The following is a 22,908-nucleotide window of genomic DNA, read 5'->3' as shown; positions in this document are numbered from 1 at the left end:
CTATTGCAAAATCTGTACTCGACGCCCAATACGGTTTACCTTCCCTAAAGCTACCAGGCGTACGGCCTCTGTATAAAGACGATGTTCCACCGCTAAAATTCTTTGAGACAAACCCTCTTCCGTATCCTCCGCTAAAACAGGTACCGCTTCCTGTAAAATAATCGGGCCGCTATCCAAGCCTTCATCAACAAAATGGACCGTGCATCCACTTATTTTGACCCCATACTCAAGGGCCTGACGCTGAGCATGGAGACCGGGAAAAGCAGGCAGCAGTGAGGGATGGATATTGAGAATCGGAAACCAAGCTTGACGCATAAACTGGGAACCTAAAACCCTCATATACCCTGCTAAGAGTAACAGCTCTACTTGATTCTCTCTCATCCAAATCAAGATATCTTGCTCCTGGGCCTGGCGATCCGGATAATCGCTGATATGAAAAACCCGGGTTGGAATTCCTGCCTCCTTCGCCCGCTTGAGTGCACCGGCACCGAACTGATCCGATCCTGCAGCCACGATTTCAATTGGGAGCTTGGCACTTCGCTGAGCTTCTATCAAGGCTTGAAGATTACTTCCACGACCCGATGCCAGAATTGCCGTCCTCATAAGCCACCCCTTCTCCCGTTACAACACTCCCCATAATATAGCTTCGCTCACCCAAATCATCGAGTTTTTGGCACACAGAATCCTTATCCTCCGGGTGAACAATAAGGACAAATCCAATTCCCATGTTAAAGGTTCGATACATTTCTGACCAGGCCACATCTCCCAGACGTTGGAGCAAAGCGAAAATTGGAGGGCGTTCCCAGCTGGATGTATCAATCCGTATTCCCAAACCCTTGGGTAATACCCGGGGGATGTTATCGGTTAATCCTCCCCCGGTGATATGGGCCATCCCGAGAATCTCCCCTCCGGGAAGAAGCGACAGGATCGGCTTGACATAAATGCGCGTCGGGCGAAGCAATGCCTCCCCGAGCGGTTCACCTAATTCCGGGAACTGCTCATCCAAGGAATAGGTTTCAAAGACTTTGCGGGCTAAGGAATATCCATTACTATGGAGTCCCGATGAGGGCAAGCCAATCAGGATATCTCCAGCTTGAATCTTTGAGCCATCAATCAGCCGATCTTCATTGACAACTCCCACCGAAAATCCTGCAATATCGTACTCATCTTCTGCATAAAATCCCGGCATCTCTGCTGTCTCGCCTCCGATGAGAGCACAGCCTGCCATTTCACACCCTCTGGCAACCCCACCTACGACCTCCGCCAGCCGTTTTGGCTCTACCTTGCCAACCGCCAGGTAATCGAGAAAATACAAAGGTTCCGCCCCTTGTACTAAGATATCATTGACACACATAGCTACGGCATCCTGTCCGATGCTATCGTGACGATTCATTTGAAAAGCCAGGCGCAGCTTAGTTCCAACCCCATCTGTTCCGGAAACAAGAACAGGGTTTGGATATTTGCTCAAATCCAATTTAAATAGTCCGCCAAACCCTCCAAGTCCGCCGAGCACCTCTGGCCGAAGAGTCCGAGCTACAGCCGGCTTGATACGTTCCACCACTTCATTCCCTGCTTGAATGTCAACACCCGCATCCCGGTATGAGTATCCCAACGTTGTTTTCCTCCTCACAGTTCTATCCATCCGGATTATTCTTGAAAATCCGCTCTACCTTCTCAATAAATAACTGCCCCAAAACCTATCCGCAAGAATTATGAGATTCAAAATTATTCTTACCCCGGTTTAAGTCTGAAACTGAGATAGGGTAAGCCCCATTAAAGCAAGCCAGGCAAACCTCTTCGGTACCCAGTGCCCGAAGCAATCCCTCTTCAGAGATATAGTGCAATGAGTCTGCCCCCACATACTCCCGAATTCCCTCGGCATCCAATTGATTAGCAATAAGTTTCTCCCGTTCAGCGGTATCAATTCCATAGAAACATGGATAGGCGACGGGAGGAGAACTAATTAAGAAATGTACTTCCTTGGCGCCTGCTTTCTTGACCATATCAACCAGCTTGGAACTCGTCGTTCCTCGAACGATCGAATCATCAATCATCACGACCCGTTTACCTTTCAGAACACTGGCATTGGCATTGAGCTTAAGACGAACCGCGACTTCTCTCATGGCTTGAGTGGGTTGAATAAAGGTTCTTCCAACATAACGATTTTTAATAAGCCCTTCTCCAAAGGGTATTCCCAAGGTAGTCGCATATCCTAAGGCCGAAGCAGTCCCGGAGTCAGGGACTGCAATTACAAGATCGGCATCAATCGGACATTCATGGGCCAGTTCAACCCCCATCTTGCGCCGGCTCTCAGCTATATTCAGCTGATCCATGGTACTATCCGGGCGCGCAAAATAGATATATTCAAAGGCACAGGCGGCACGCTTAGTTTTGCTTAATCCCCGTCGGGAATGCAGTCCTTCTTCATCGATGACCACAATTTCGCCCGGTTCCACATCTCTTACGAACTCTGCTCCGATAGTATCCAAAGCACAACTTTCTGAAGCCAGACAATAATAACGACCTATCTTGCCAATACATAAGGGACGGACACCATGGGGATCCCTTATTCCAAAAAGCTTATCCTCCGCCAAGATAACCAAGGCATACGCACCACGAAGATCCATCATAGTTTTAACCAAAGCATCTTCGAAGGAATCCCGGCGATACCGGGAAATCAGGTTAATAATTGCTTCGGTATCAACCGTTGTTTGAAAGACAGCTCCTTTTTTCCCCAATTCCTCTCGAAGGTCAGCAGCATTTGTCAAGTTTCCATTATGAGCTAAGGCCATCATGCCTGTTTGATAGTGTACCACCAAAGGCTGGGCATTTGCGAGCAGGCTTGATCCGGTTGTAGAATAACGAACATGCCCAATGGCCATTTTCCCCTTCAACCCTTGCATAATACTATCTGAAAATACTTCTGATACTAATCCCATTCCTTTATGCAAGGTAATGCTTCGACCATCCGATGCCGCGATCCCGGCACTTTCCTGCCCACGGTGCTGTAAAGCGTAAAGTCCGTAGTAAGTTAGACGGGCGACCTCCTGATCGGGAGCATAAATTCCAAAGACGCCGCATTCCTCTTTTGGTTTGTCATCTCCGTATTCGAACATATTCGGTCCCTCTTTCTCCCTTAGTTCCGAGCTTGCGGCAATGTACATTCGCGTGCGTTCAGGCAAGTAACGGTACTTCACCGCAATGTTTAAGCTGAGTGAATAAACTATTTTCTATGGTGACTGAAATCACTTGCTTAGGCCTGGGATAAGACTGCCTTTACTCTGCGATAGACTTCTTGATAAGCTTCTTCAACCCCGCCTAGATCCCGGCGAAAGCGATCTTTGTCCAGCTTTTCGCGAGTTTCAATATCCCAATAGCGGCAAGTATCCGGAGAAATTTCATCTCCTAAATAAACCTTTCCGTCAAGTATTCCAAACTCTAATTTGAAGTCAATTAACTCAATACCAGCCTTTACCAAGATGGTTTGTAATACTGAATTAACTTTTAAGCCTAAGGCTTGTATTTCACGGACAGCATCCATATTCGCCCAGCCCATTGCCTCAACATGAGATTCATTAACCAACGGGTCGCCCAGGGCATCGTCTTTGTAATACAATTCCACTACCGGCCGGGGGAGCACAAAGCCTTCTTCCACTCCCAGTCGTTTGGACAGACTTCCAGCTACAATGTTGCGCACAACCACTTCAAGGGGAATCATGTCCAGACGGTGCACAAGCATATCCCGATCACTTAACAGTCGGACAAAGTGAGTCGGGATACCCGTTTTTTCCAGTTCCTCAAAGAAAAGTGCCGACAGCTGGTTATTGACCTGTCCCTTATCCACAATTTGTCCCTTTTTCTCGCCATTAAAGGCGGTAGCATCATCTTTATAAGCTACCCAGAAATACTCTTTTTGATCAGTGTCATATACTCTCTTAGCTTTTCCCTCATAGCGTAACTCTAATTTTTCCATCAGTTTTTTCCCCTTTCAATTCAGTCTAAATTCATTACTATCACAAAACTCATTTCTGCCTTTAATTGATTTTTAGAGTAGCCCTCCATGCTGCTGCCACGGCACCATCAAAGGATGAAAATGTGAGTGCTTCCGGGTCGGGCAGCTTCGTCCACATCCGTTCACCGCAGCATTCCGAGGCTCGCCCACTCGCCGGTGCGGGACTCCGCCAAACCTCAGGGTAATACCTGATGTGAACCCGTGGCTCCGTCTCCCCGCACCGGCTTGTGGGCTTTTATCGCCTCTCCATGCAATGGGTTCGCTTCTGTGGACGAAGCTGCCCTGCTTACGGGTCTGGGGATTCTTCTGCATGTCTTTAGGGTCTTTAATTTTTCAGGGTAGCCTGCCATGCCGCTGTCGCAGCACCAGCAGATGATGAAAACAGGAGTGCGTTTGGGTCGGGCAGGTCTACAGATTCTTTGAATGTTTTCGAGGTGTTTTTCAGACTAGTCCTAAACGCTTAAAAATATCTTCTACGTGCTTCGTATGATAAGCATAATCAAAGAGATCACTGATTTCTTTTTCATCTAAATGGTCTCGAATACTGGAATCTCTGGTTATCAGGTTCTGAAATTGCTCTTTTGTATTCCAAGCCTCCATGGCATTGCGCTGCACTAAGGCATAAGCAGTTTCTCGGCTGACACCTTTATCGACAAGAGCCAGCATAACGCGCTGAGAAAAAATCAAACCGAATCCCTTGTCGATGTTCAGCTTCATTTGCTCCGGGAACACTTCCAGACGGTCTATGAGCTGAATCATCTTATGTAGTATGTAATCTAAAGCTATGGTACTATCCGGCAAGATCATTCGTTCCGCAGAAGAATGTGAGATATCCCGCTCGTGCCATAAAACAACATTTTCCAGTGCTACTTGAGCATTCGCTCGAATCACCCGGGCCATTCCACAAATACGTTCCGGTGTAATAGGGTTCTTCTTATGCGGCATTGCTGAAGATCCCTTCTGACCCTTAGCAAAGGCCTCTTCCACCTCATGCACATCCGTTCGCTGTAAGTTGCGAAGCTCAGTTGCCATTTTATCCAGCGAACTGGCAATCCCCGCCAGAGTCGTCATAAAGAAGGCATGGCGGTCTCGTTGAAGTATCTGAGTTGAAATCAGAGCCGGCTGTAAGTCAAGCACTTGGCAAACATGGGCTTCAACTTGGGGGTCTACATTGGCAAAGGTCCCCACTGCACCGGAAATTTTTCCAACCCTTATCTCCTCACGAGCGAAGTCTAAGCGCTTCTTCTGGCGTCTGATTTCATCGAACCACAAAGCAAACTTGAGCCCTAAGGTGATTGGTTCAGCGTGAATCCCATGGGTTCGCCCCATCATCAGGGTATCCTTATGTTCAAGTGCTCTGCGGCCCAGGACCGCTGCCAATCCCTCCAATTTAGTCAGCAGGATATCAGAGGCTTCAACCAACTGCAGGGATAGGGCTGTATCAAGAATATCGGACGAAGTAAGGCCAAGATGAATATGCTTTGCTTCATCTCCCACATTCTCTGCAACATTGGTTAAGAAAGCTAATACATCATGTTGAGTCACTTGTTCGATCTCTTGTACCCTTTCCCATGAAAAAGAAGCCTTCTTCCGAATGACATCAACAGCCTCATTCGGAATCTTTCCGAGCTTGGCCCATCCCTCGCAAGCCGCAATTTCAATTTTCAGCCATAAGGCAAGGCGATGTTCATCGGTCCAAATTCCTCCCATTTCGGGAAGGGTATAGCGTTCAATCATGTCCGGGTCCCCTCTTCTCTTATTCTTACTTGCAATGCTTCATCCTTGGCTTCGAGATCTTTCAGCATTTGGGCACGATAGTTTTTAACCTTATCACTTAAAGCTTGATCCTGAATGGCCAGAATCTGGACCGCAAGCAAAGCTGCATTACGGGCCGCTCCAATGCCTACGGTCGCTACTGGGATTCCCGGGGGCATTTGCACGATGGAGTAAAGAGCGTCAACCCCTTCTAAAGCCCCACTATGCATCGGTACGCCAATTACTGGTAACGTTGTAGCACCTGCCACTACACCTGGCAAGTGGGCCGCCAACCCTGCTGCAGCAATAATGAGCTTACCACCTTGGGCCTCAAATCCCTTTACCCAGTCTACAGTTCGTTCCAATGCTCTATGAGCGGAAGAAATTTTCACGTCGTAATCAAGGTCAAATTGACGAAGGATCTTGATTGCGTCCTCCATAACCTTTAAATCCGAATCACTACCCATAATAACTCCAATTTGGCTCAAAAATATTCGCCTCTCTTTCATATTAACTCAGCGGGAAAGCTGCAGGCGCAGGCGGCCTCTTTAGTTTCACCTATACTTAGATGAAGACACTGTCTTCGCACGGGTTAAAGCTTCTTGCAGCATATAACGCAAGCTTATACGTTCGACAGTATAAGAAAACCCAGGCCTGGGCAGAATTCACTCCCCTTAAAAAACAGAGTGAAACCTACCCGCCTGGGCTTTTATCCCTTCGGTGTAATTTGATCTCGCAATCAAACCTGTACCACTCGGACAAAGAAAACTTGGCCGGAGCCAAGCCGTAGGCGGCCGCCTTAACTGTACTTGTGCTTAGAAAGTATAACGCAAATTTATACTTTCTAAGCACAAGTGCCAAGAAACTTAGCCGGCACCGGTCTTCTGCCAACGGCCATAGACGGCCGGGTGTCCCTGTCAGCCAAGGACGGCGAGAGAAGGGACCGGCGGCGATTCGCCTTAGTTGCCCTAGGTACACTTTCGCTCATAGTCAGACCATTTACGGCAGTCTGGTAGAAACTCGCGGACCATATCTCCGCAGTTATATGAACTCCTTATGAATTTATCCGATAGCTTATTTTACAAGAAGGTGCTTTCCAGGTCAATAGAAAATCGAACATTAATAAATATTATTATAAAAACGTTCGACTATAAACAAGCTATCAGGAGTTCACTGCGAGGCGGGCTATATTCTTATAACAAAATACTGTCTATCTCTTTTTCATTGCTTTTAAGCAAAGTCTCTATTTGTTCTTCCGTAAACCTTCCCCCAACTTCCAACATCTCTAAAGTACTCTCAAATAGGTTGACCAACAAACCATTGATCGTTGCATATCGTTCCTGAGCATTTTCAGGTTCCGGAACCTTCCCACCCCATATCCCATTCATCCGGTCGAAAAGGAAGTTCGTAATTCTCCTCATGATCAGGGCTAAAACCTCAACTTTAGGATCCGTCAAAGCGACGGTGCTTTCATAAGCCGAGCCTTGAACCTTCAGACGCCCAGCCTCCTGGAGATCCCGGTGAGCTTTCGTTCCCTTTAAAACAATCAGGTGATGATAGAGCAGGTTAGCAGTAATCGCCAGATTCTTCAGCAAGTCATTGCGCTTCAGAAATTCAAAATTGACCCGAATATCCTCTAACGATGAGTCCGGCTCAAACATAATAAACCCAACATTAGGTTCGATCCCGTATTGCCGAAGGGTCCGGATAGCCCTCTCATTCTGAGCAACCGTCGTCATCTTATTGATCCGCTTCAAGGAACGGTCACTGCCGCTCTCCAGCCCTATGAGAATATGGCGCAGCCCTGCTGCAACAAGCGCACTTATGGTTTCGTCATGAATATCGTTAACCCGGGCCTCGATGCCAAACCTAAGGTTCCTGGATTTAAGAAGAGCAGCCAAGCGCATGGCTCGTTGCTGACCTCTTTCACCCGGACCGAAAAAGTTCGGATCAGTAAAATAGAAATCCTTTATTCTATGTTTAGCCATTAAGTCATCGATCTCCGCGATGATATTTTCCGGACTTCGCCCACGCCATTTAGACCCTTGACCGTAAAACGGATTAATGTAGCAAAAAGTACATCCTCCATAGCATCCCCTACTCCCCTGCAGGTTTACCTCGGGCAATCGGAACAATGCTTCCGTTCGCACAGGAAACGGAAGCGCGTCCAGATCAGCCACCAGTTCGCTGCGTTGGAAAACGATCTCTCCCCACTTATCCCTCCGGGCGAGACCGGGAAGATTTTCAAGGCTGGCTTGGTTCGTTACAGCGTTGGCAACCTTAGCAAAGGTGAGCTCCGGTTCGCCCAGGATCACTGAATCAATATCCTGACACTGCTTTAAGATCTCTGCAAAGTCGGTGGTCGGATAATATCCGTAAGCCGTAATATAGGAGGATAGTTGCTCAACTTTAACCATGTGCAGAAAATCGTACAAGGCCGTGTCCGTCTGCCAATGGTAGACCATATGAACTCCCAGGATGTCCGGTTTCTGAGCTTTCACCCTGCGTTCTATTGCTTGGTAATCCAGCCCATCCAGGAAACCTTCAATAATTTCAACGTTATGCCCTTCACTTCTGAGCATACCGGCGGCATATCCTGAATGAAGACAAGAGGCCAGGGGAGTGTTGGCGATATCATTACATCGCTCCTGACAAACCTTTCGTGGATGCTCTAATAATAGAATCTTCATTTTACCTTCACCTCCTGCCACATAAATACATTTCTGCACTGCTGAAGTGTTTCCAACTTATATCTTAAGGTATTAAACGGCTTCGGGTTGTAATAGGTCGGATAGAGCAGATCCGTTTCAGCGTCAATGACCCCTTGTGTCCTGGCCATCCTTTCGATCGCTGTGCCTGGCAGAATACGAATATTATTTAAAATGATGGTTCCCAAATTCCTTTTCCGGCTGTGCAATTCGTAAAGCCGTTCGACAAACCGCAGACTTTTTTCACAGGTCTTTTCCGTCTCCCCAGGCACATTGACCATAAAATGATAGACGCTTACCGTGTCTGTTTGGGCAACAAGGCTTGCCGCTTTCAAAATCTGAGCCTCACTAAGGTTTTTATTTAGACTATCCAAGGATTCCTGACATAAACCGTCGGGGGAAAAGGAAAAACATTCACACCCAGCCCGTTCAAACAAAGCGACATTTTTTTCATTAAGCTGGTCTTCCCGCATAAATCCGTCCCAGCGAATCCTGAGTTTTCTGCGCAGTATCTCCTCACAGATTCCCTCCAGGTGACCCTGGGGAATGTTCAGGACAGGATCGGTAAAATGGAAGCTTTTTATCCCATAATCCTTGTGCAGAACTTCTATTTCATCCACGACAGCCCCGGCCGGCCGGCACCGCAATCTCCTCCCTTGAAGCCGGGGATAGACACAATAAGCACAGTTAAGCGCACATCCTCGTTTGGCTTCTATTCCAATTGTGGGAACGTAATTATTAATCCCTTGGTAGAGCACAGGATCCAGTAACAGCCTATTCGCGGGAACATAGTCCGACATATCAAAATCAGCCCCAGGCGGTGAAACATGCACCTTCAGGCCCTCTCGCCGGCATAGCCCGGGCAAAGACGGCGGATTGTCCAGTGAGCGGAGAAGCGCAGGAAATGTCATCTCTGCTTCTCCCACGATTCCGTAATCTAACTCAGGTATCTCCATCATCAGCCGTTCCGGAAAGAGAGAAAAGCCGGTTCCGCCCGCAATCAACCACGCTTGAGGCAGAACGGCAGCAATCAACTGAACCGTAACAATAAAGGGCGAAACAAGTGAGCTGGTTTTATTGCCCAAAGGGTCAATATTACGTAGGGATAAACCAATCCCCTCCGGTTGAAATGTCAGCAGCTTCTCCTTCAGCGCTCCATAAGGATCTCTCTCCAGGTTCATATCCAAGATACTGACTTCATGATCATACCCTTGAAGGCGACTGGCCAGAAGGACAATCCCGATCGGATAGACTCTTTCCTGAGAAAAATCTTCGACGGAAGGGGTTTGGATCATCAAGATACGCACATTAATTCACTCCAATAGCAACAGGGCAAAATACCTGACAAACTGGCCCTTGTCGCGCAAAATCCGAAGTTCAAGTCCCGCCCGCCGGACGGTCTCATAGACATCGATGCCCGCTCCCTCCATAGAGGGCCTGGCATCCCGTGTATTGCGGCATTCCCCATCAGCAGCACTTACAGCGCAAGAGACACATAGAGCGCACGGCCCCGCCCAATAGGCAAAGGCTTTGTGATATCCCGCCAAAAACGCCTCTCTTTCAGCTTCCAAAACCTTTCTCTGAAACCTTTCACCTAAAGGTTCTCCCTCTAATAACAGTGCATAAGAAAAACCCTTGAGAACCTCCCTGGTTTTTTGTGGAGTAGGACTATTGGGCGGGCAATGTCCCTGTCCATATCTCTCGCAGCCATACTGACAGCGTAAATCCGTCCAGTCTGCCACATGAATAGTTTCTGTATTTATAGGACGAACCCGGGCAAATCCCATTGCTTTAATGCCGGCCATTAAACGAGTTAATCCATCCAGTCGGAGACTGGCCAGCGTCTTCTCCTCTTTCGCTGCGAAGATAAGAGCCGTATCAGATTCCAGAGGAATCAGCTCGGTTGTGTACAGTTTTGACATGGACAATTGTTGCCTGACCCAAGTCTCGGAAAAGGTTCTGCCATTGTAGGTATTGATAAACATATTCAAATCAAGCAATGCAGCTTTAGCCGAAAAGTGTTCGGGAAAGAAATCATGAACAACCAAAACCCCTCCTGGTTTAAGACAATTTGCTGCCCGGTCGAGGAGCAGCGGAATTTCCTCTTCTGAGTAAGCGTGAATAATATTTGAGAGAATAACTAAGTCAAACCCTTCCCGGACGACAGTCCAGGGTTCCAAAATATTAGCGGGTATGTAGGAAACCCGTCCCTCAAGCCCCTTCCCGGCCATCAGTTCCCGGGTATAGTCGAGCACTTGCTTAAGATCCATTAAAGTGGCTGTCAGAGATGGAAAACGCTCCAGAAAGCCGCCGGCAATCGACCCGGAACCTGTTCCTACATCAAGTATTTTTCCCTGCAGATCAAGTCCCTCAAAAAAAGGCAGAATCTCCTCTACTTTCGTTCTTGCCACATTATCCATAGCCTTAATGTAGCGGCGAATCCGCTGTGCTGATCGCTCCGGACTCTCGTCCTCAAGGGGGAAATCAACTCTGCCGCCCGCCTTCAGACATTTGCTAAGGTCCTGCCACCCTGACCTCAGTCTTTTGCGCCAAAGAATAGATTCGCCTTGGTAGCCGCCCTTACCAGCTACAAGATAGTCACTGGCAAGTCTGGTATTAAAATAATAGTCCGCATCCCTAACCACTAGCCCCAGGGCCCCGAGGGCCTGAAGAAAACGGTCCAGACCGGAATGATCCATATCCAGGGCTTCAGCGATTTCAAGAGCTGTCCTGCCTTCAGAATCAATCAGATTAAAAACCTTCAGCTCAACCGCCGCAAACAACACCTCAGAAAACCAGTACCCAGTCGCCATATTTTCCAAATACTGAGGCCCTGCCTCCTGAGGATTATACTGAAATAACTGTGAACAAGTCATTGGGCTCTCACCACAAAAGAACCTTTGCAATTCCATCTTGTTCCTCTCCCTACAGACTATTTAGATGACTGGTCAGGCACAATCCCCTTCACTTAACTGCTTTTGCAGCGCTTCGTCTTTCGCCTCAATATCCTGCAGCATTGTCGTCCGATAGTCTTTCAGCCTGAAACTCAAAGCACTATCCTGACTCATCAGAATCTGTACTGCAAGCAAGGCTGCATTTCTGGCGGCACCGATGCCAACGGTCGCTACAGGAATTCCCGGGGGCATTTGAACGATGGAGTAAAGGGCGTCGATTCCTTCCAAGGCACCGCTCTTCATCGGAACACCAATCACAGGTAAAATCGTGGCCCCTGCTACAACTCCCGGCAGATGAGCAGCTAAACCGGCTGCCGCGATAATGAGTTTTCCGCCCTGGGTTTCAAACCCTTTCACCCAATCGACCGTTCGTTTCAGTGCCCTTTGGGGGGAAGAAATGATAACTTCAAAAGAAACTTCATATTGACTAAGAACTTCCAAGGCTTCCTCCATCACGTCATAATCAGAATCACTTCCCATGATAACCCCAACTTGGTTCACATGCCTCAACCTCCTTGAAAAGAGCCGGCTCGGCCCGCGAATGTCTTATTAACCTCCTGACCCGGCCGGCATTACGTTTATTTGTAAACAAAAGCTTTGATTTTATATTGCTAGCAGCATCCACCCGTTTTTCCAAGGTGTTCTCCGACCAATTTCATGGCACAAAAACCACCACACATAGAACAGGCTTCTGCCCCCTCCTCGTTACGCTCTCCTCGAATTCTCCGGGCTGTTGGAGGGTCGATTGACAGCTCAATCTGTTTATCCCAATCTAAGGCTTTACGGGCCTTAGCCATGGCTAAATCCCATTCCCGGGCACCCTTAACACCTTTAACTATATCTGCCGCATGGGTGGCCAGGCGCGTAGCAATGACTCCCGCGTGCACATCTTCAGCCGTTGGCAGTCTAAGATGTTCAGCAGGTGTGACATAGCATATGAAGTCTGCCCCTGCAATGGCCGCGGCATTAGCCCCGATAGCTCCTGTAATATGGTCATATCCCGGCGCGATATCCGTGACCAAATTTCCGAGGATATAATAAGGGACATGATGACAGAGTTGTTTTTGGAGTAAGATGGTTGCCGGGATTTGATCCACCGGCACATGCCCCGGACCTTCGACCATCACCTGAACCCCTGCATCCAGGGCCCGTTTCACTAGTTCCCCAGCCACAACCACTCCTTGAACTTGGGCGCGGTCCAGAGAATCTTCGATACAACCAGGGCGAATAGCATCGCCAATACTAAGGGTTACATCATATTTTTTGCAAATCTCAAGTACACGATCAAATTGAGCATAGAGGGGATTTTCTTGCCCATGGTGGAACATCCAGCCCGTTAAAAAAGCTCCGCCGCGACTTACAATATCTGTGATTCGTCCTTGATTTTTTAATCGTTCAACAATGGACATATTTAAGGCAGCATGAATCGCCATAAAATCAATGCCGCGCTCGGCCTGACGTTCAATCATCTCGAACATATCCTCTACCTTCATATCCACGACGCTTCCGTATTTAGCAATGCTTTCCATTCCTGTTTGGTAGGTTGGCACGGAGCCAATCGGTAATGTGAAGGTATTCAGCACCTGACGGTGAAAGGCATCCACATCCCCGCCAATGCTTAATTCCATGATGGCATCCGCACCAGCCGCTATAGCAACCTTTATTTTATGAAGCTCATCTGAAAAGTCCACACAATCAGGCGACGTTCCGACGTTAGCATTTACTTTGGTGCGAAGTCCTTCTCCGATCGCGATTGCAACCGAGTTCTTTCGTTGCTTGTTCTTTAAAATCACGACTCGGCCTTGAGCGACCTTCTCACCTAACTCATCCGCCCTAAGCCCTTCAACCTTTGCTAATCTCTCCACCTCAGGGGTAATAATTCCTTGTCTCGCTTTAATAAGTTGGGTCATTTCAATCTCTCCATTCTTAATTAAATTTTATCGCGTTAAGATTCCACGTCTCTCCATGGCTGTTCCCTATGTCTGCTTCGCCGAAACCCCTTTCCAAGCAGAGAATACTTAGCGGCGAAGGAATAGACTTCCCTAAGACACGAGTCCGGCTTCAACTGAACGAATTCGCTTGGGCACGATGCATCCTGCCCCTATATCGAACTTCGAACCTCGCGCTAACACTCCCACGGCAGTTCTTGAAAGAACTCGCCGGCCACAGCCATAGCACAGTCCTTTTCACATTTATGGCAGAAAGGTTTTTCACTTGAGTGGAAATCTGTAAGCCTTTCCTGATCTAAAGCTAAGGTTTTCTGGGCCTCTACATTCTGATCCCGCCGTGCTTGACTCATTTTAAGGTCCCAATCTTCAGCTCCCGGGTACCCTTTAGCGAGATCAGCGACGTGAGCAGCAATACGTGAAGCCACCACCCCCCGGTAGACATCCTGAGCATCCGGATAACCTATATGTTCTGCAGGTGTGACATAGCAGAGAATGTCCGCTCCGGCAGCTCCAGCCATAGCCCCCCCAATAGCTGCGGTAATTTCGTCATATCCTGGAGCAATATCTGTCGATACCGGACCGAACACAAAATACGGAGCACCTTGACAAACTTGTTTTTCTAATTTAACGGTTGCCGCAATTTGATTCGGTGGAGTGTGACCGGGCCCCTTAATCATGATTTGCACCCCTGCCTCCCTGCTGCGCTTTACCAACTCACCTAAAATGACGAGTTCTTCGGCTTGGGAACGGCATAATGAATCGGCACCTGCACCCGGTCTCATGGCATCTGCTAAACTTAAGGTCACTTCGTACTTTTTAGCAATTTCCAGTATGCGGTCGAACATCGTATACAAAAAATTTTCCTGATCATGATAAAGCATCCAGCCCATCAGCAAGGACCCTCCCCGGCTCACCAGATTAAGGACTCTCTGATCATTCTTAGCCGTTTTCAATAAACCGGAATGAAGAGCACTATGCAAAGCCATAAAATCTACTCCATCAGCCGCTTGGCGTTCCATAACCCTGAAAAAATCCTCCGGCACAAGCGCTAAGGCTGAACCCTTAGCCTGAACCGCTTCAGCAAAGGCCTGATAAACCGGCAGTGTGCCTAAAGGCAATGGTACTCTTTTGATAATTTCCCGCCTTGCCTTGTCCATATCTCCGGCTGTACTTAAATCCATAATCGCATTCGTTCCCGCCCTGATGGCCTCATCCACTTTAATTAGTTCTTCCTCCAGACTATCCTCGTCAGAAGCCAGGCCGATGCTGGCACTAACCTTAGTACTTAATCCATGTCCGAACCCTTGAGGATGTGCGGGCTCGTGATGACGGTTATAAGGAATAACAATCTGTCCCTTAGCAACCCGTTCCATCAATAGTTGCACATTCATTCGTTCATTTTGAGCTATCAAGAAAAACAGTGGAATTTCTTCACCCCTTTGGGCCATTTCCATTAACGTCACTTCATTAACTTCTCCTTTCTTATTTGGTTTTTGTTACCTTGCCAAGTCATTCTGAAAAATTGATAAAATAAAAAAGCCTCTAATCACACAGTGACTAGAGACTTTTCCATAATCTCATCCACGCTACTCTTGGTTCTTCGACAAGGTAGACTCAGCTTAACTACAGGCAGGTCTCCTGGCTTACGGATCAACACGATAAAGCACCTTCCGGGAATTACCCCGTGGTTATACTTACTTCTTGCTCCCCGTTTACAGTGGCGGGACCGCATCGGACTTACACCGACTTCCCTATTCTCCTCATAATGAGGCACCTGCAGTTATCAAATTTTTAAAACTTTCTAAGTATAGTATAAAGAATCGACGTTTATTTGACAAGGATTATTTTGTCAAAATTAACATTAACGAAGGTTGTTATAAAAATTCTTTAATATGAGATTTTATGAATCGACTGCAGTTTCGGCTTTATATATAGAATTCTTCGATACAATCGAATACTCTCCATTAGTGTTAGTAATCCTCGACATATGTCGTATAGGAAGGTTACAACTGTCACAGTATCCCTGCGCAAAATATTTTTTTACCTTAGTAACTTCCTTCGTTTTTTGTAAAACTCTGCCGCATTGCGGACATGTGATATTCACTTTATCTAATAAGGCTTTCAGCTCTTTAACCTTTTCTTCGCTTTCCATCTGTAACTTTTCCCAATTGATGATCACCTGCTCAGAAAAATCATAGATTTTCTTGAAGATTTCCGCTGTATAAAAGGCATCACTTAAGGCATGGTGAAAGGGCAATGTTTTTTCGATTTCCAGGGCTTCCACTGCGCTTTCTAAACTCGGTTGTTTGTTTAGACCCCTAAATTTCATATAAATTTGCTGAATATTAATAAACTTATTAAAGGATAATGACTGCATACCAAAAAACCGGCTATTGTCCCTTAAACCTAAAATATCATCATGTCCCCAAGAGCATAATACAGAGTCCTCTCCTACCCATGAATTGAAGCTCTCGATTGTTTGAACGAAAGGGGTTCCTTGTTTGACCTGCTTAGTATTAATTGTCGTTTTCTTCTTAACATAGGGATTAATCCTCTTATAAATTACGGGCTTAATAAGGGCATTGAACTCGCCAATGCTCTCTAAACGCTCGTTTAGTTTGACAGCACCAATCTGAATAATTTCGCTTTTCAGGGCGGGATTAGCATAATCCCATTCATTGAATTTAAAAAACATATTAAATTCCAAATCAAATACTATATAAGTCATTGCATCCTCCTCTGCCACTCGTTTATTATAATCCTTCCGAACAATAAACGCACTTATTTGCTTGATATTCTTTTGTATGACGATCATAGTATTTTGCAGGAATCAGGTCATATAATATGATAAAGGATCTAAGTAACAAGGGATTTCGGTGAATGTCGCGCAAATCCTTAATTAAATAGGTCTTTTTTTTTATTTTCTGCGAATACTTAATCAAGAGGTGATATTAATGTGGTTCAATCAAAGTACCGAAGATGTCCTAAAAGAATTGGAAGTGAATTCAAGCACCGGTTTGTCCGAGAATGACGTCATAAAGAGACGAGAAACCTACGGTTTAAACGAGTTAGTAACTAAAAAGCCTAAAACCTTAATTCGAATTTTTCTTTCCCAATTAAACAATATCATGATTTACATTCTAATCGGTGCTGCCCTCATCTCGGGATTTATCGGAGAAATAAGCGATGCTGTAATTATTGGAATTGTGATTCTTATAAATGCTATCGTCGGAGTCATCCAAGAATCTAAGGCGGAAAAAGCTCTCGATGCCTTGAAAAAACTCTCAACACCAAAGGCTTTAATCAAAAGGGATGGAATCTCCAAAGAAATTCCATCTCAAGAAGTCGTTCCTGGAGATGTGGTGATCATCGATGCCGGAAGATATATCCCCTGTGACCTTCGTCTTATTGAAACGGCTAATCTGCAAATTGAGGAATCCGCACTGACCGGGGAATCAGTTCCCGCAGACAAACAAGCCGATCTCGTCATTGACGCTGAAGATACCCCTCTGGGGGATCAGAAAAATATGGCCTTTAAATCTACCTTAGCAACTTATGGTCGCGGAATTGGTATTGCCGTAGCCACAGGCATGGATACTCAGATTGGAAAAATTGCCACCATGCTTGAGGAGTCTGCCGATGAGCAAACTCCTCTGCAGAAGAAGATTGAGGAATTAGGTAAGATCTTAGGCTTTGCTGCCATAGGGATTTGTGTCCTTATGTTCTTAGTAGGGGTTTTACAAGATCGGGATCTTTACGAAATGTTTTTAATAGCTCTTAGTTTAGCTGTTGCAGCAATTCCCGAAGGATTACCCGCTATTGTTACGATTGTCCTTGCTATGGGTGTGCAGCGCTTAATCAAAGAGCATGCCATCGTTAGAAAACTGCCTGCCGTAGAAACCTTAGGTTCTGTTTCAATTATTTGTTCTGACAAAACCGGAACTTTAACCCAAAATAAAATGACCGTCACGAACTTCTGGGCTGACAATGGATCAGGAGAGATCGCCTCCTTAGATCTGACCCAAAATGCTCATAGACTCCTTCTTGAGAATTTGGTCTTATGTAACGATTCTACCTACTCGGAATCCACTAAAACAGGAGATCCGACGGAAATAGCCCTTTTAGACGCAGGTCATAAACTTAAGATCACTAAAGAGACTTTAGAAAAAACTTATCCTAGGGTTTACGAAATTCCCTTCGATTCGGATCGAAAATTAATGACCACTGTCCATGAACATGACAATCGGTTCATAGCCATGACCAAAGGTGCCTTAGACAGTTTGCTGAAAATCTCAACGACTGCTTACTTAAAGGGAGAAACGGTTCCCTTAACCGAAGAACTTAAAAACAAAATTATGGAAGCCTCCAACTCCATGTCCGATGGTGCCTTAAGAGTCTTAGGCGCTGCCTATAAGCCGCTGGATGCTATCCCTTCAAATAATGATTCTGTTGAAGAGAATCTAACCTTTATTGGTTTGGTAGGAATGATTGATCCGCCTAGACTAGAAGTTAAAGACTCCATAGCCCTTTGTAAAAAAGCCGGTATAAAAACTGTGATGATCACAGGAGATCATAAAAACACTGCTTTTGCCATAGCTAAAGAACTAGGTATCGCTAAAAACATCGAAGAAGTTATCTCAGGCGCAGAATTAGATAAACTGACTCAAGATCAATTAAATGATAAAATCCAGGATTTATCGGTCTTTGCCCGGGTTTCTCCGGAGCACAAGGTAACTATTGTAAAAGCGATCCGATCTAAGGGTAACATAGTTTCTATGACAGGAGACGGGGTAAACGACGCACCCTCTTTAAAAGCTGCGGATATAGGCGTGGCCATGGGAATCACGGGAACCGATGTCGCTAAGGGCGCCGCCGACATTGTTTTAACGGATGATAACTTTTCAACCATTGTTTCTGCGATTAAAGAAGGCCGTAACATCTTCAACAATATTAAAAAATCAATCATCTTTTTATTATCTTGTAATTTAGGTGAAGTTATCGCCCTCTTCCTGGCAATCTTGTTAGGCTGGGCTGCACCTTTAAGACCGATTCATATTCTATGGGTCAATTTAGTGACAGATACCCTCCCTGCCCTTTCCTTAGGTGTCGATTCCGGTGATCCCACAGTCATGGAGAAAAAACCCCGCGATCCAAAAGCAACCCTTTTTGCTGAAGGTGCCGGTATAAGGCTGATATTAAACGGTGCTTTAATTGGAATTTTAACCTTAGCCGCCTTTGCCATAGGCAATAGGATATACCCTGATTCCTTAATGCATGCCCAAACAATGGCCTTCGTAGTCTTGAGCATCTCACAGCTATTTCATTCTTTGAATATGAGACACCCTGATAAGTCGATTTTTCAACTAGGGTTGTTTACCAATAAAAAGTTGATTTATTCCATCTTACTAGGGATCTTACTCCAAGTCATTGTCATTACGATACCTGCCTTAGCTTCCGTCTTTAAAGTTTATCCATTAACTCTAAACGATTGGGTCTTCGTTTTAGCTCTTTCTGTTATGCCTTTATTGATTAATGAAATTGTCAAAGCAATCCGCAGAACTTCACACAAGGCCTAAATTTTAAACCCTGCTTGGCTGGTGCCAATGTACAAAAAATAGAGACACCTAACAAGAAATCCTTCTTGAGGTATCTCTATTACATATTTCGCAAATTACCAAAAGCTTAACTGCTGATGGCTGCTGATCTTTTGATATTGGTTAAGTAACTTGTCTAATTGCTGACTTACTTCAACAACTTCGCTATCAACAAGGCTACGATTTGAGGCAAATTTATTCAATCTCCTGCGTAGTACCTCAATTCTTTTCAAAAGTTTCTTTTCCAATTGGATTCCTCCTGAAATGTCATTCTCTAGGAGAATTTTATTGCTTTCATGATGAAATGGCAAGAATAAATTATCCATTATTAGGTAATCATTTGTCGCAATATGGAATATTTAACATTTGTAATTATACCCGCAGCGAATAAAGCGAGAACGTCTTCTTAAAGTATAAATTCTTGGCCCTTTTGGGAAAGTATGAGAATTTCACCGGGGTATTCTTTTACCTTTTCTTTAAACTGCTTAGTGATTTCGAGGCTATCTGCAAAATGCATCGGAACGAAAACCCGGGGATTAAGCTCCTGAATGAAGTACTCTGCTCCTGCACCATAATTCTGCTCTAGTCTAGGATCGACAGGAAAGAAAGCAATATCAATACTTTCCCCTTTGATCTTTTGAACTTCGTCCTTAAAGTCCTTTTCGGCCATCGCCATTCCTTCCGGTGTATCATTATTCCAGTACCACCAGTTTAAATCCCCGGCATGAAATAGTCTGATTCCTTCATCTTCGACTAGAAATGATACACCCAAGTCTGTTGAATTATAGGCCTTTATTTTCAAGTTGCTTATTCTAAGGCTCTCGTATGGAGACAGATAGTTGATGTTTTCAACCGTTTGTGGAACACTAATATCACGGCTAAAGATGTATTGAATATCAGCCCTATCCTTTTGCCATTCCAGGATTATTGGATTAAAATGATCCGCATGACTGTGCGAACAAAAGATAAAAATATTTTTGGGACTCTCTTTAACTAAGCGTTCTATCGTGCCTTGATAATAATCAAAAAGGAGCAGGTTTTTACCGGTTTCTACCACAAACCCACTGTGATACAAATATCTTAGTTTGATGTTTGGATTTCTCATGGTTGTTATCACCTCATTATGATTATACAATATTTTCAGGCAACTTCGGATAAAAATAATTGCGGCATAATGAAAGGAGCACGAGAGCTTATGAAATTTCGATTTGACCATAACAATATCAATGTCTTAAACCTTCAGAAGAGCCTTGAATTCTATAAGGAAGCTCTGGGATTAGTTGAGGTTAAAAGAACTGAACGGCCAGAATTTACCCTCGTTTATCTTGGAGACGGTTCTACTCAACACAGCTTGGAACTGACTTGGCTGAATGGGCGAACTGAGCCTTATGACTTAGGAGAAAACGAATTCCATGTTGCGTTTAGAGTTGACAATTTTGAAGCCGCTTATGAGCATCACAAACAAATGGGGTGTGTCTGTTACGAGAATAAAGAAATGGGCATATATTTCATTAATGATCCGGATAACTATTGGTTAGAAATTATCCCAAGGGGACTTTAAATCACGCTCTCACGAAGGCCCCAGCTGAGGCCGACATAAAACGCATCCGAGTGCACTGCCTCCCTCAATATTAGAACAGGTGGCCGATGACCTAAGGAGATATGCCATGGCCACTACCGAAAAAGATAAAAGAGAAGGCCCCCCGATACAAAAAGCCTAGAAGCCGCATGAACAGCTTCTAGGCTTTTTCGCTTTATTCCCACTCAATGGTTCCGGGGGGCTTGGAGGTAATATCATAAACCACACGATTGACGCCCTTGACTTCGTTGACGACCCTGGAGGAAATGTTATGCAGAAGGTCATAAGGGAGTCTGGCCCAATCTGCCGTCATAGCATCTTCGCTGGTGACCGCTCTTAAAATAATGGGATACTCATAGGTCCGACCATCTCCCATGACACCAACACTCTTAATGCTGGGAAGTACAGCAAAACTTTGCCACAATTCACGATACATTCCTGAACGACGAATTTCATCTATAATAATGGCATCGGCTTCCCGCAGGATATCTAACTTCTCACGGGTTATTTCGCCCAGAATGCGGATGGCCAGACCGGGTCCAGGGAATGGTTGACGCCAGACAATCTCTTCACTCATGCCCAGTTCAGTTCCCAATTCACGGACTTCGTCTTTAAACAGCATACGCAACGGCTCAACAAGTTCAAATTGCATGTCCTCCGGCAAGCCCCCGACATTATGATGACTCTTAATGGTTTCTGCAGTTTCTGTGCCGCTTTCCACAATATCAGGATAAAGTGTTCCTTGAACCAGGAAATCAACTTGCCCTAACTTTGAGGCCTCTGTTTCAAAGACACGAATAAACTCGTTACCGATGGCTTTGCGCTTGGTTTCAGGGTCAGAGACCCCTTCAATCTTTTTCATGAAACGCTCACGAGCGTCTACAAATACCAAATTGAGCTGAAACTGTTCTGTAAATACTTTTTTGACTTGTTCTGCTTCATTTTTACGCATAAAGCCATGATCAACAAAGACACAGGTCAATTGATCCCCAACGGCTTTGTGTACTAAAGCTGCAGCTACGGAAGAATCTACTCCGCCGCTCAAGGCACAGAGGACACGCCCACTTCCAACCTTAGACCGTATCTCAGCAACCTGTAACTCAATAAAGGACTCCATCGTCCAGTCTCCAACACAATGACAAATATCATAAAGAAACTTCTCTAACATCTTCTGCCCATCTGGAGTGTGCTTTACTTCCGGATGAAACTGGACACCATAAAAATGCCGTTTTTCATCCATCATTGCGGCAACAGGGGTATGTCCTGTATGGGCCGCTACTGCAAAGCCCTCTGGCAACCTCTGAACTGAATCGCCATGACTCATCCAACATGGGCGCTCTCCCCCCAAGTCCTTCCAGAGATCAGTTGCTTTATCGACCGTGAGCATCGCTTTTCCATACTCACTGGCCTCGGGATGTTCGACACTCCCGCCTAACTGGACTGTCATCAACTGCATTCCATAGCATATCCCCAAAATCGGAATCCCTAAGTTATAGATTTCAGGGTCTACTTTAGGAGCATTAGCCTGATTAACACTTGCCGGACCACCTGAGAAGATAATTCCCTTAGGGTTGCGGGCCTTAATTTCCTCAACTGAAGTCTTATAGGAAATCATTTCAGAATACACATGTGCCTCACGTACACGTCGAGCGATAAGTTGATTATACTGTCCCCCAAAATCCAAAACCAAAACGACTTCCTGTGTCACTTTAATTCACCATCATTCCATATAAAATTAAATAGATTTATAAGCTTCCGGTTTTAATACACCTATATAAGGCAAATTGCGGTATTCCTCATTAAAGTCCAGCCCATACCCAACCACAAATTCATCCGGAATTGAAAAGCAATTATAATCCGGAGAGACTTCAACCTTTCTTCGTCCAGCTTTGTCGAGAAGCGTAGCGACCTTTACACTAAGAGGGTTGCGAGCCTTTAGGTTTGCTATTAGATAGTTTAATGTTAATCCGGTATCCACAATATCCTCAGTAATCAAAATGTGAACATCTTCGACGCTCCGCTCTAAATCTTTAAGTATCCTGACTACTCCGGAAGACTGAGTTGACGCTCCATAGCTGGATAAGGCCATAAAGTCATAAGCCAGAGGCAGTCTAATCTCTCGAATGAGGTCCGACATAAAAGGTACTGCTCCTTTTAAAATCCCAAGAACTAAAAGATTCTTTCCAGCATAATCTCTGGTTATTTCTGCCCCTAATTCAGCCACGCGTTTTGCCAGTTCTTCTCGTGATATTAATACTTTTGCAATATATTCTTCCATTAAGGACACCTCCGCTATACTATGTAATTCTGGAAAACTCATGCCAAAACTATACCAGAGGCTAGTCCATTGTGCAAAC

General features: G+C 45.4%; 19 protein-coding genes and 2 riboswitches. Of the genes, 2 read left to right on the top strand and 17 right to left on the bottom strand.

Translation table 11 applies throughout. From position 1 onward, the window contains the following. From purN to DESYODRAFT_RS03015, 13 genes are all read right to left on the bottom strand, one after another. Positions 1-603: a phosphoribosylglycinamide formyltransferase gene (gene purN, locus DESYODRAFT_RS03075; RefSeq protein ID WP_007779277.1), complete on the bottom strand. Its 603-nt coding sequence runs from the start codon at positions 601-603 to the stop codon at positions 1-3. After that, the gene (gene purM, locus DESYODRAFT_RS03070; RefSeq protein WP_007779275.1) at positions 566-1,612 is read right to left on the bottom strand and encodes a phosphoribosylformylglycinamidine cyclo-ligase; all 1,047 of its coding nucleotides are present in this window, start codon (positions 1,610-1,612) and stop codon (positions 566-568) included. The genes purN and purM overlap by 38 nt, the downstream gene beginning before the upstream one ends. Positions 1,613-1,697: 85 nt before the next feature. Next, positions 1,698-3,116 (bottom strand): amidophosphoribosyltransferase, encoded by a 1,419-nt coding sequence (gene purF / locus DESYODRAFT_RS03065; protein WP_007779272.1) that lies wholly within the window; start codon positions 3,114-3,116, stop codon positions 1,698-1,700. 137 nt (positions 3,117-3,253) lie between these two features. Next, positions 3,254-3,973: a phosphoribosylaminoimidazolesuccinocarboxamide synthase gene (purC, locus tag DESYODRAFT_RS03060; protein ID WP_007779270.1), complete on the bottom strand. Its 720-nt coding sequence runs from the start codon at positions 3,971-3,973 to the stop codon at positions 3,254-3,256. Positions 3,974-4,453: 480 nt separating this feature from the next. Continuing rightward, entirely contained in the window at positions 4,454-5,749 is a 1,296-nt protein-coding gene (gene purB, locus DESYODRAFT_RS03055) for an adenylosuccinate lyase (RefSeq protein WP_007779268.1), read from the bottom strand. After that, entirely contained in the window at positions 5,746-6,255 is a 510-nt protein-coding gene (gene purE / locus DESYODRAFT_RS03050) for a 5-(carboxyamino)imidazole ribonucleotide mutase (RefSeq protein WP_007779267.1), read from the bottom strand. The genes purB and purE (DESYODRAFT_RS03050) overlap by 4 nt, the downstream gene beginning before the upstream one ends. Positions 6,256-6,734: 479 nt before the next feature. After that, positions 6,735-6,836, bottom strand: a riboswitch (purine riboswitch). 124 nt (positions 6,837-6,960) lie between these two features. Beyond that, a complete protein-coding gene (locus DESYODRAFT_RS03045; RefSeq protein ID WP_007779266.1) occupies positions 6,961-8,457 on the bottom strand; it encodes a B12-binding domain-containing radical SAM protein in 1,497 nt (498 codons plus the stop codon). After that, complete coding sequence (bzaD, locus tag DESYODRAFT_RS03040; protein ID WP_007779264.1) at positions 8,454-9,782, bottom strand: B12 lower ligand biosynthesis radical SAM protein BzaD; 1,329 nt, start codon at positions 9,780-9,782, stop codon at positions 8,454-8,456. Before bzaD ends, DESYODRAFT_RS03045 begins: the two co-directional genes overlap by 4 nt. Before the next feature lie 6 nt (positions 9,783-9,788). After that, positions 9,789-11,387, bottom strand: coding sequence for a DUF2284 domain-containing protein (locus tag DESYODRAFT_RS03035; protein ID WP_007779263.1), 1,599 nt, complete (start codon positions 11,385-11,387; stop codon positions 9,789-9,791). A 36-nt stretch (positions 11,388-11,423) separates the two neighbouring features. Beyond that, positions 11,424-11,930, bottom strand: coding sequence for a 5-(carboxyamino)imidazole ribonucleotide mutase (purE, locus tag DESYODRAFT_RS03030; protein ID WP_007779261.1), 507 nt, complete (start codon positions 11,928-11,930; stop codon positions 11,424-11,426). A gap of 110 nt (positions 11,931-12,040) precedes the next feature. Further along, entirely contained in the window at positions 12,041-13,339 is a 1,299-nt protein-coding gene (bzaB, locus tag DESYODRAFT_RS03025) for a B12 lower ligand biosynthesis ThiC-like protein BzaB (protein ID WP_007779259.1), read from the bottom strand. 215 nt (positions 13,340-13,554) lie between these two features. Further along, positions 13,555-14,841, bottom strand: coding sequence for a phosphomethylpyrimidine synthase ThiC (thiC, locus tag DESYODRAFT_RS03020; RefSeq protein WP_007779256.1), 1,287 nt, complete (start codon positions 14,839-14,841; stop codon positions 13,555-13,557). 148 nt (positions 14,842-14,989) lie between these two features. Further along, positions 14,990-15,171: riboswitch (cobalamin riboswitch) on the bottom strand. 107 nt (positions 15,172-15,278) lie between these two features. Then, positions 15,279-16,106, bottom strand: coding sequence for a 3'-5' exonuclease (locus tag DESYODRAFT_RS03015; protein ID WP_007779255.1), 828 nt, complete (start codon positions 16,104-16,106; stop codon positions 15,279-15,281). A 226-nt stretch (positions 16,107-16,332) separates the two neighbouring features. Between DESYODRAFT_RS03015 and DESYODRAFT_RS03010 the strand changes: the two genes are divergently transcribed. Beyond that, complete coding sequence (locus DESYODRAFT_RS03010) at positions 16,333-18,954, top strand: calcium-translocating P-type ATPase, PMCA-type (RefSeq protein WP_007779252.1); 2,622 nt, start codon at positions 16,333-16,335, stop codon at positions 18,952-18,954. A gap of 95 nt (positions 18,955-19,049) precedes the next feature. Here DESYODRAFT_RS03010 and DESYODRAFT_RS03005 read toward each other — a convergent pair whose 3' ends face one another. Both DESYODRAFT_RS03005 and DESYODRAFT_RS03000 read right to left on the bottom strand, forming a co-directional pair. Beyond that, complete coding sequence (locus tag DESYODRAFT_RS03005) at positions 19,050-19,220, bottom strand: aspartyl-phosphate phosphatase Spo0E family protein (protein ID WP_007779249.1); 171 nt, start codon at positions 19,218-19,220, stop codon at positions 19,050-19,052. 158 nt (positions 19,221-19,378) lie between these two features. Continuing rightward, entirely contained in the window at positions 19,379-20,077 is a 699-nt protein-coding gene (locus DESYODRAFT_RS03000) for an MBL fold metallo-hydrolase (RefSeq protein ID WP_007779248.1), read from the bottom strand. A gap of 90 nt (positions 20,078-20,167) precedes the next feature. On the opposite strand from DESYODRAFT_RS03000, the gene DESYODRAFT_RS02995 reads away from it, so the two are divergent. Then, positions 20,168-20,533: a VOC family protein gene (locus DESYODRAFT_RS02995; protein WP_007779245.1), complete on the top strand. Its 366-nt coding sequence runs from the start codon at positions 20,168-20,170 to the stop codon at positions 20,531-20,533. Positions 20,534-20,726: 193 nt separating this feature from the next. Here the strand turns inward: DESYODRAFT_RS02995 and guaA are convergent, their stop codons facing one another. Beyond that, on the bottom strand, positions 20,727-22,259 hold the full coding sequence (gene guaA, locus DESYODRAFT_RS02990; protein ID WP_042338157.1) for a glutamine-hydrolyzing GMP synthase: 1,533 nt from the start codon (positions 22,257-22,259) through the stop codon (positions 20,727-20,729). A 27-nt stretch (positions 22,260-22,286) separates the two neighbouring features. Then, complete coding sequence (gene hpt / locus DESYODRAFT_RS02985; protein ID WP_007779240.1) at positions 22,287-22,829, bottom strand: hypoxanthine phosphoribosyltransferase; 543 nt, start codon at positions 22,827-22,829, stop codon at positions 22,287-22,289. Between the last annotated feature and the right edge of the window lie 79 nt (positions 22,830-22,908).

The organism is Desulfosporosinus youngiae DSM 17734 (assembly GCF_000244895.1).
GTDB classification, from domain to species: Bacteria; Bacillota; Desulfitobacteriia; order Desulfitobacteriales; family Desulfitobacteriaceae; genus Desulfosporosinus; species Desulfosporosinus youngiae.
This window is presented reverse-complemented; position numbering and strand designations above follow the sequence as displayed.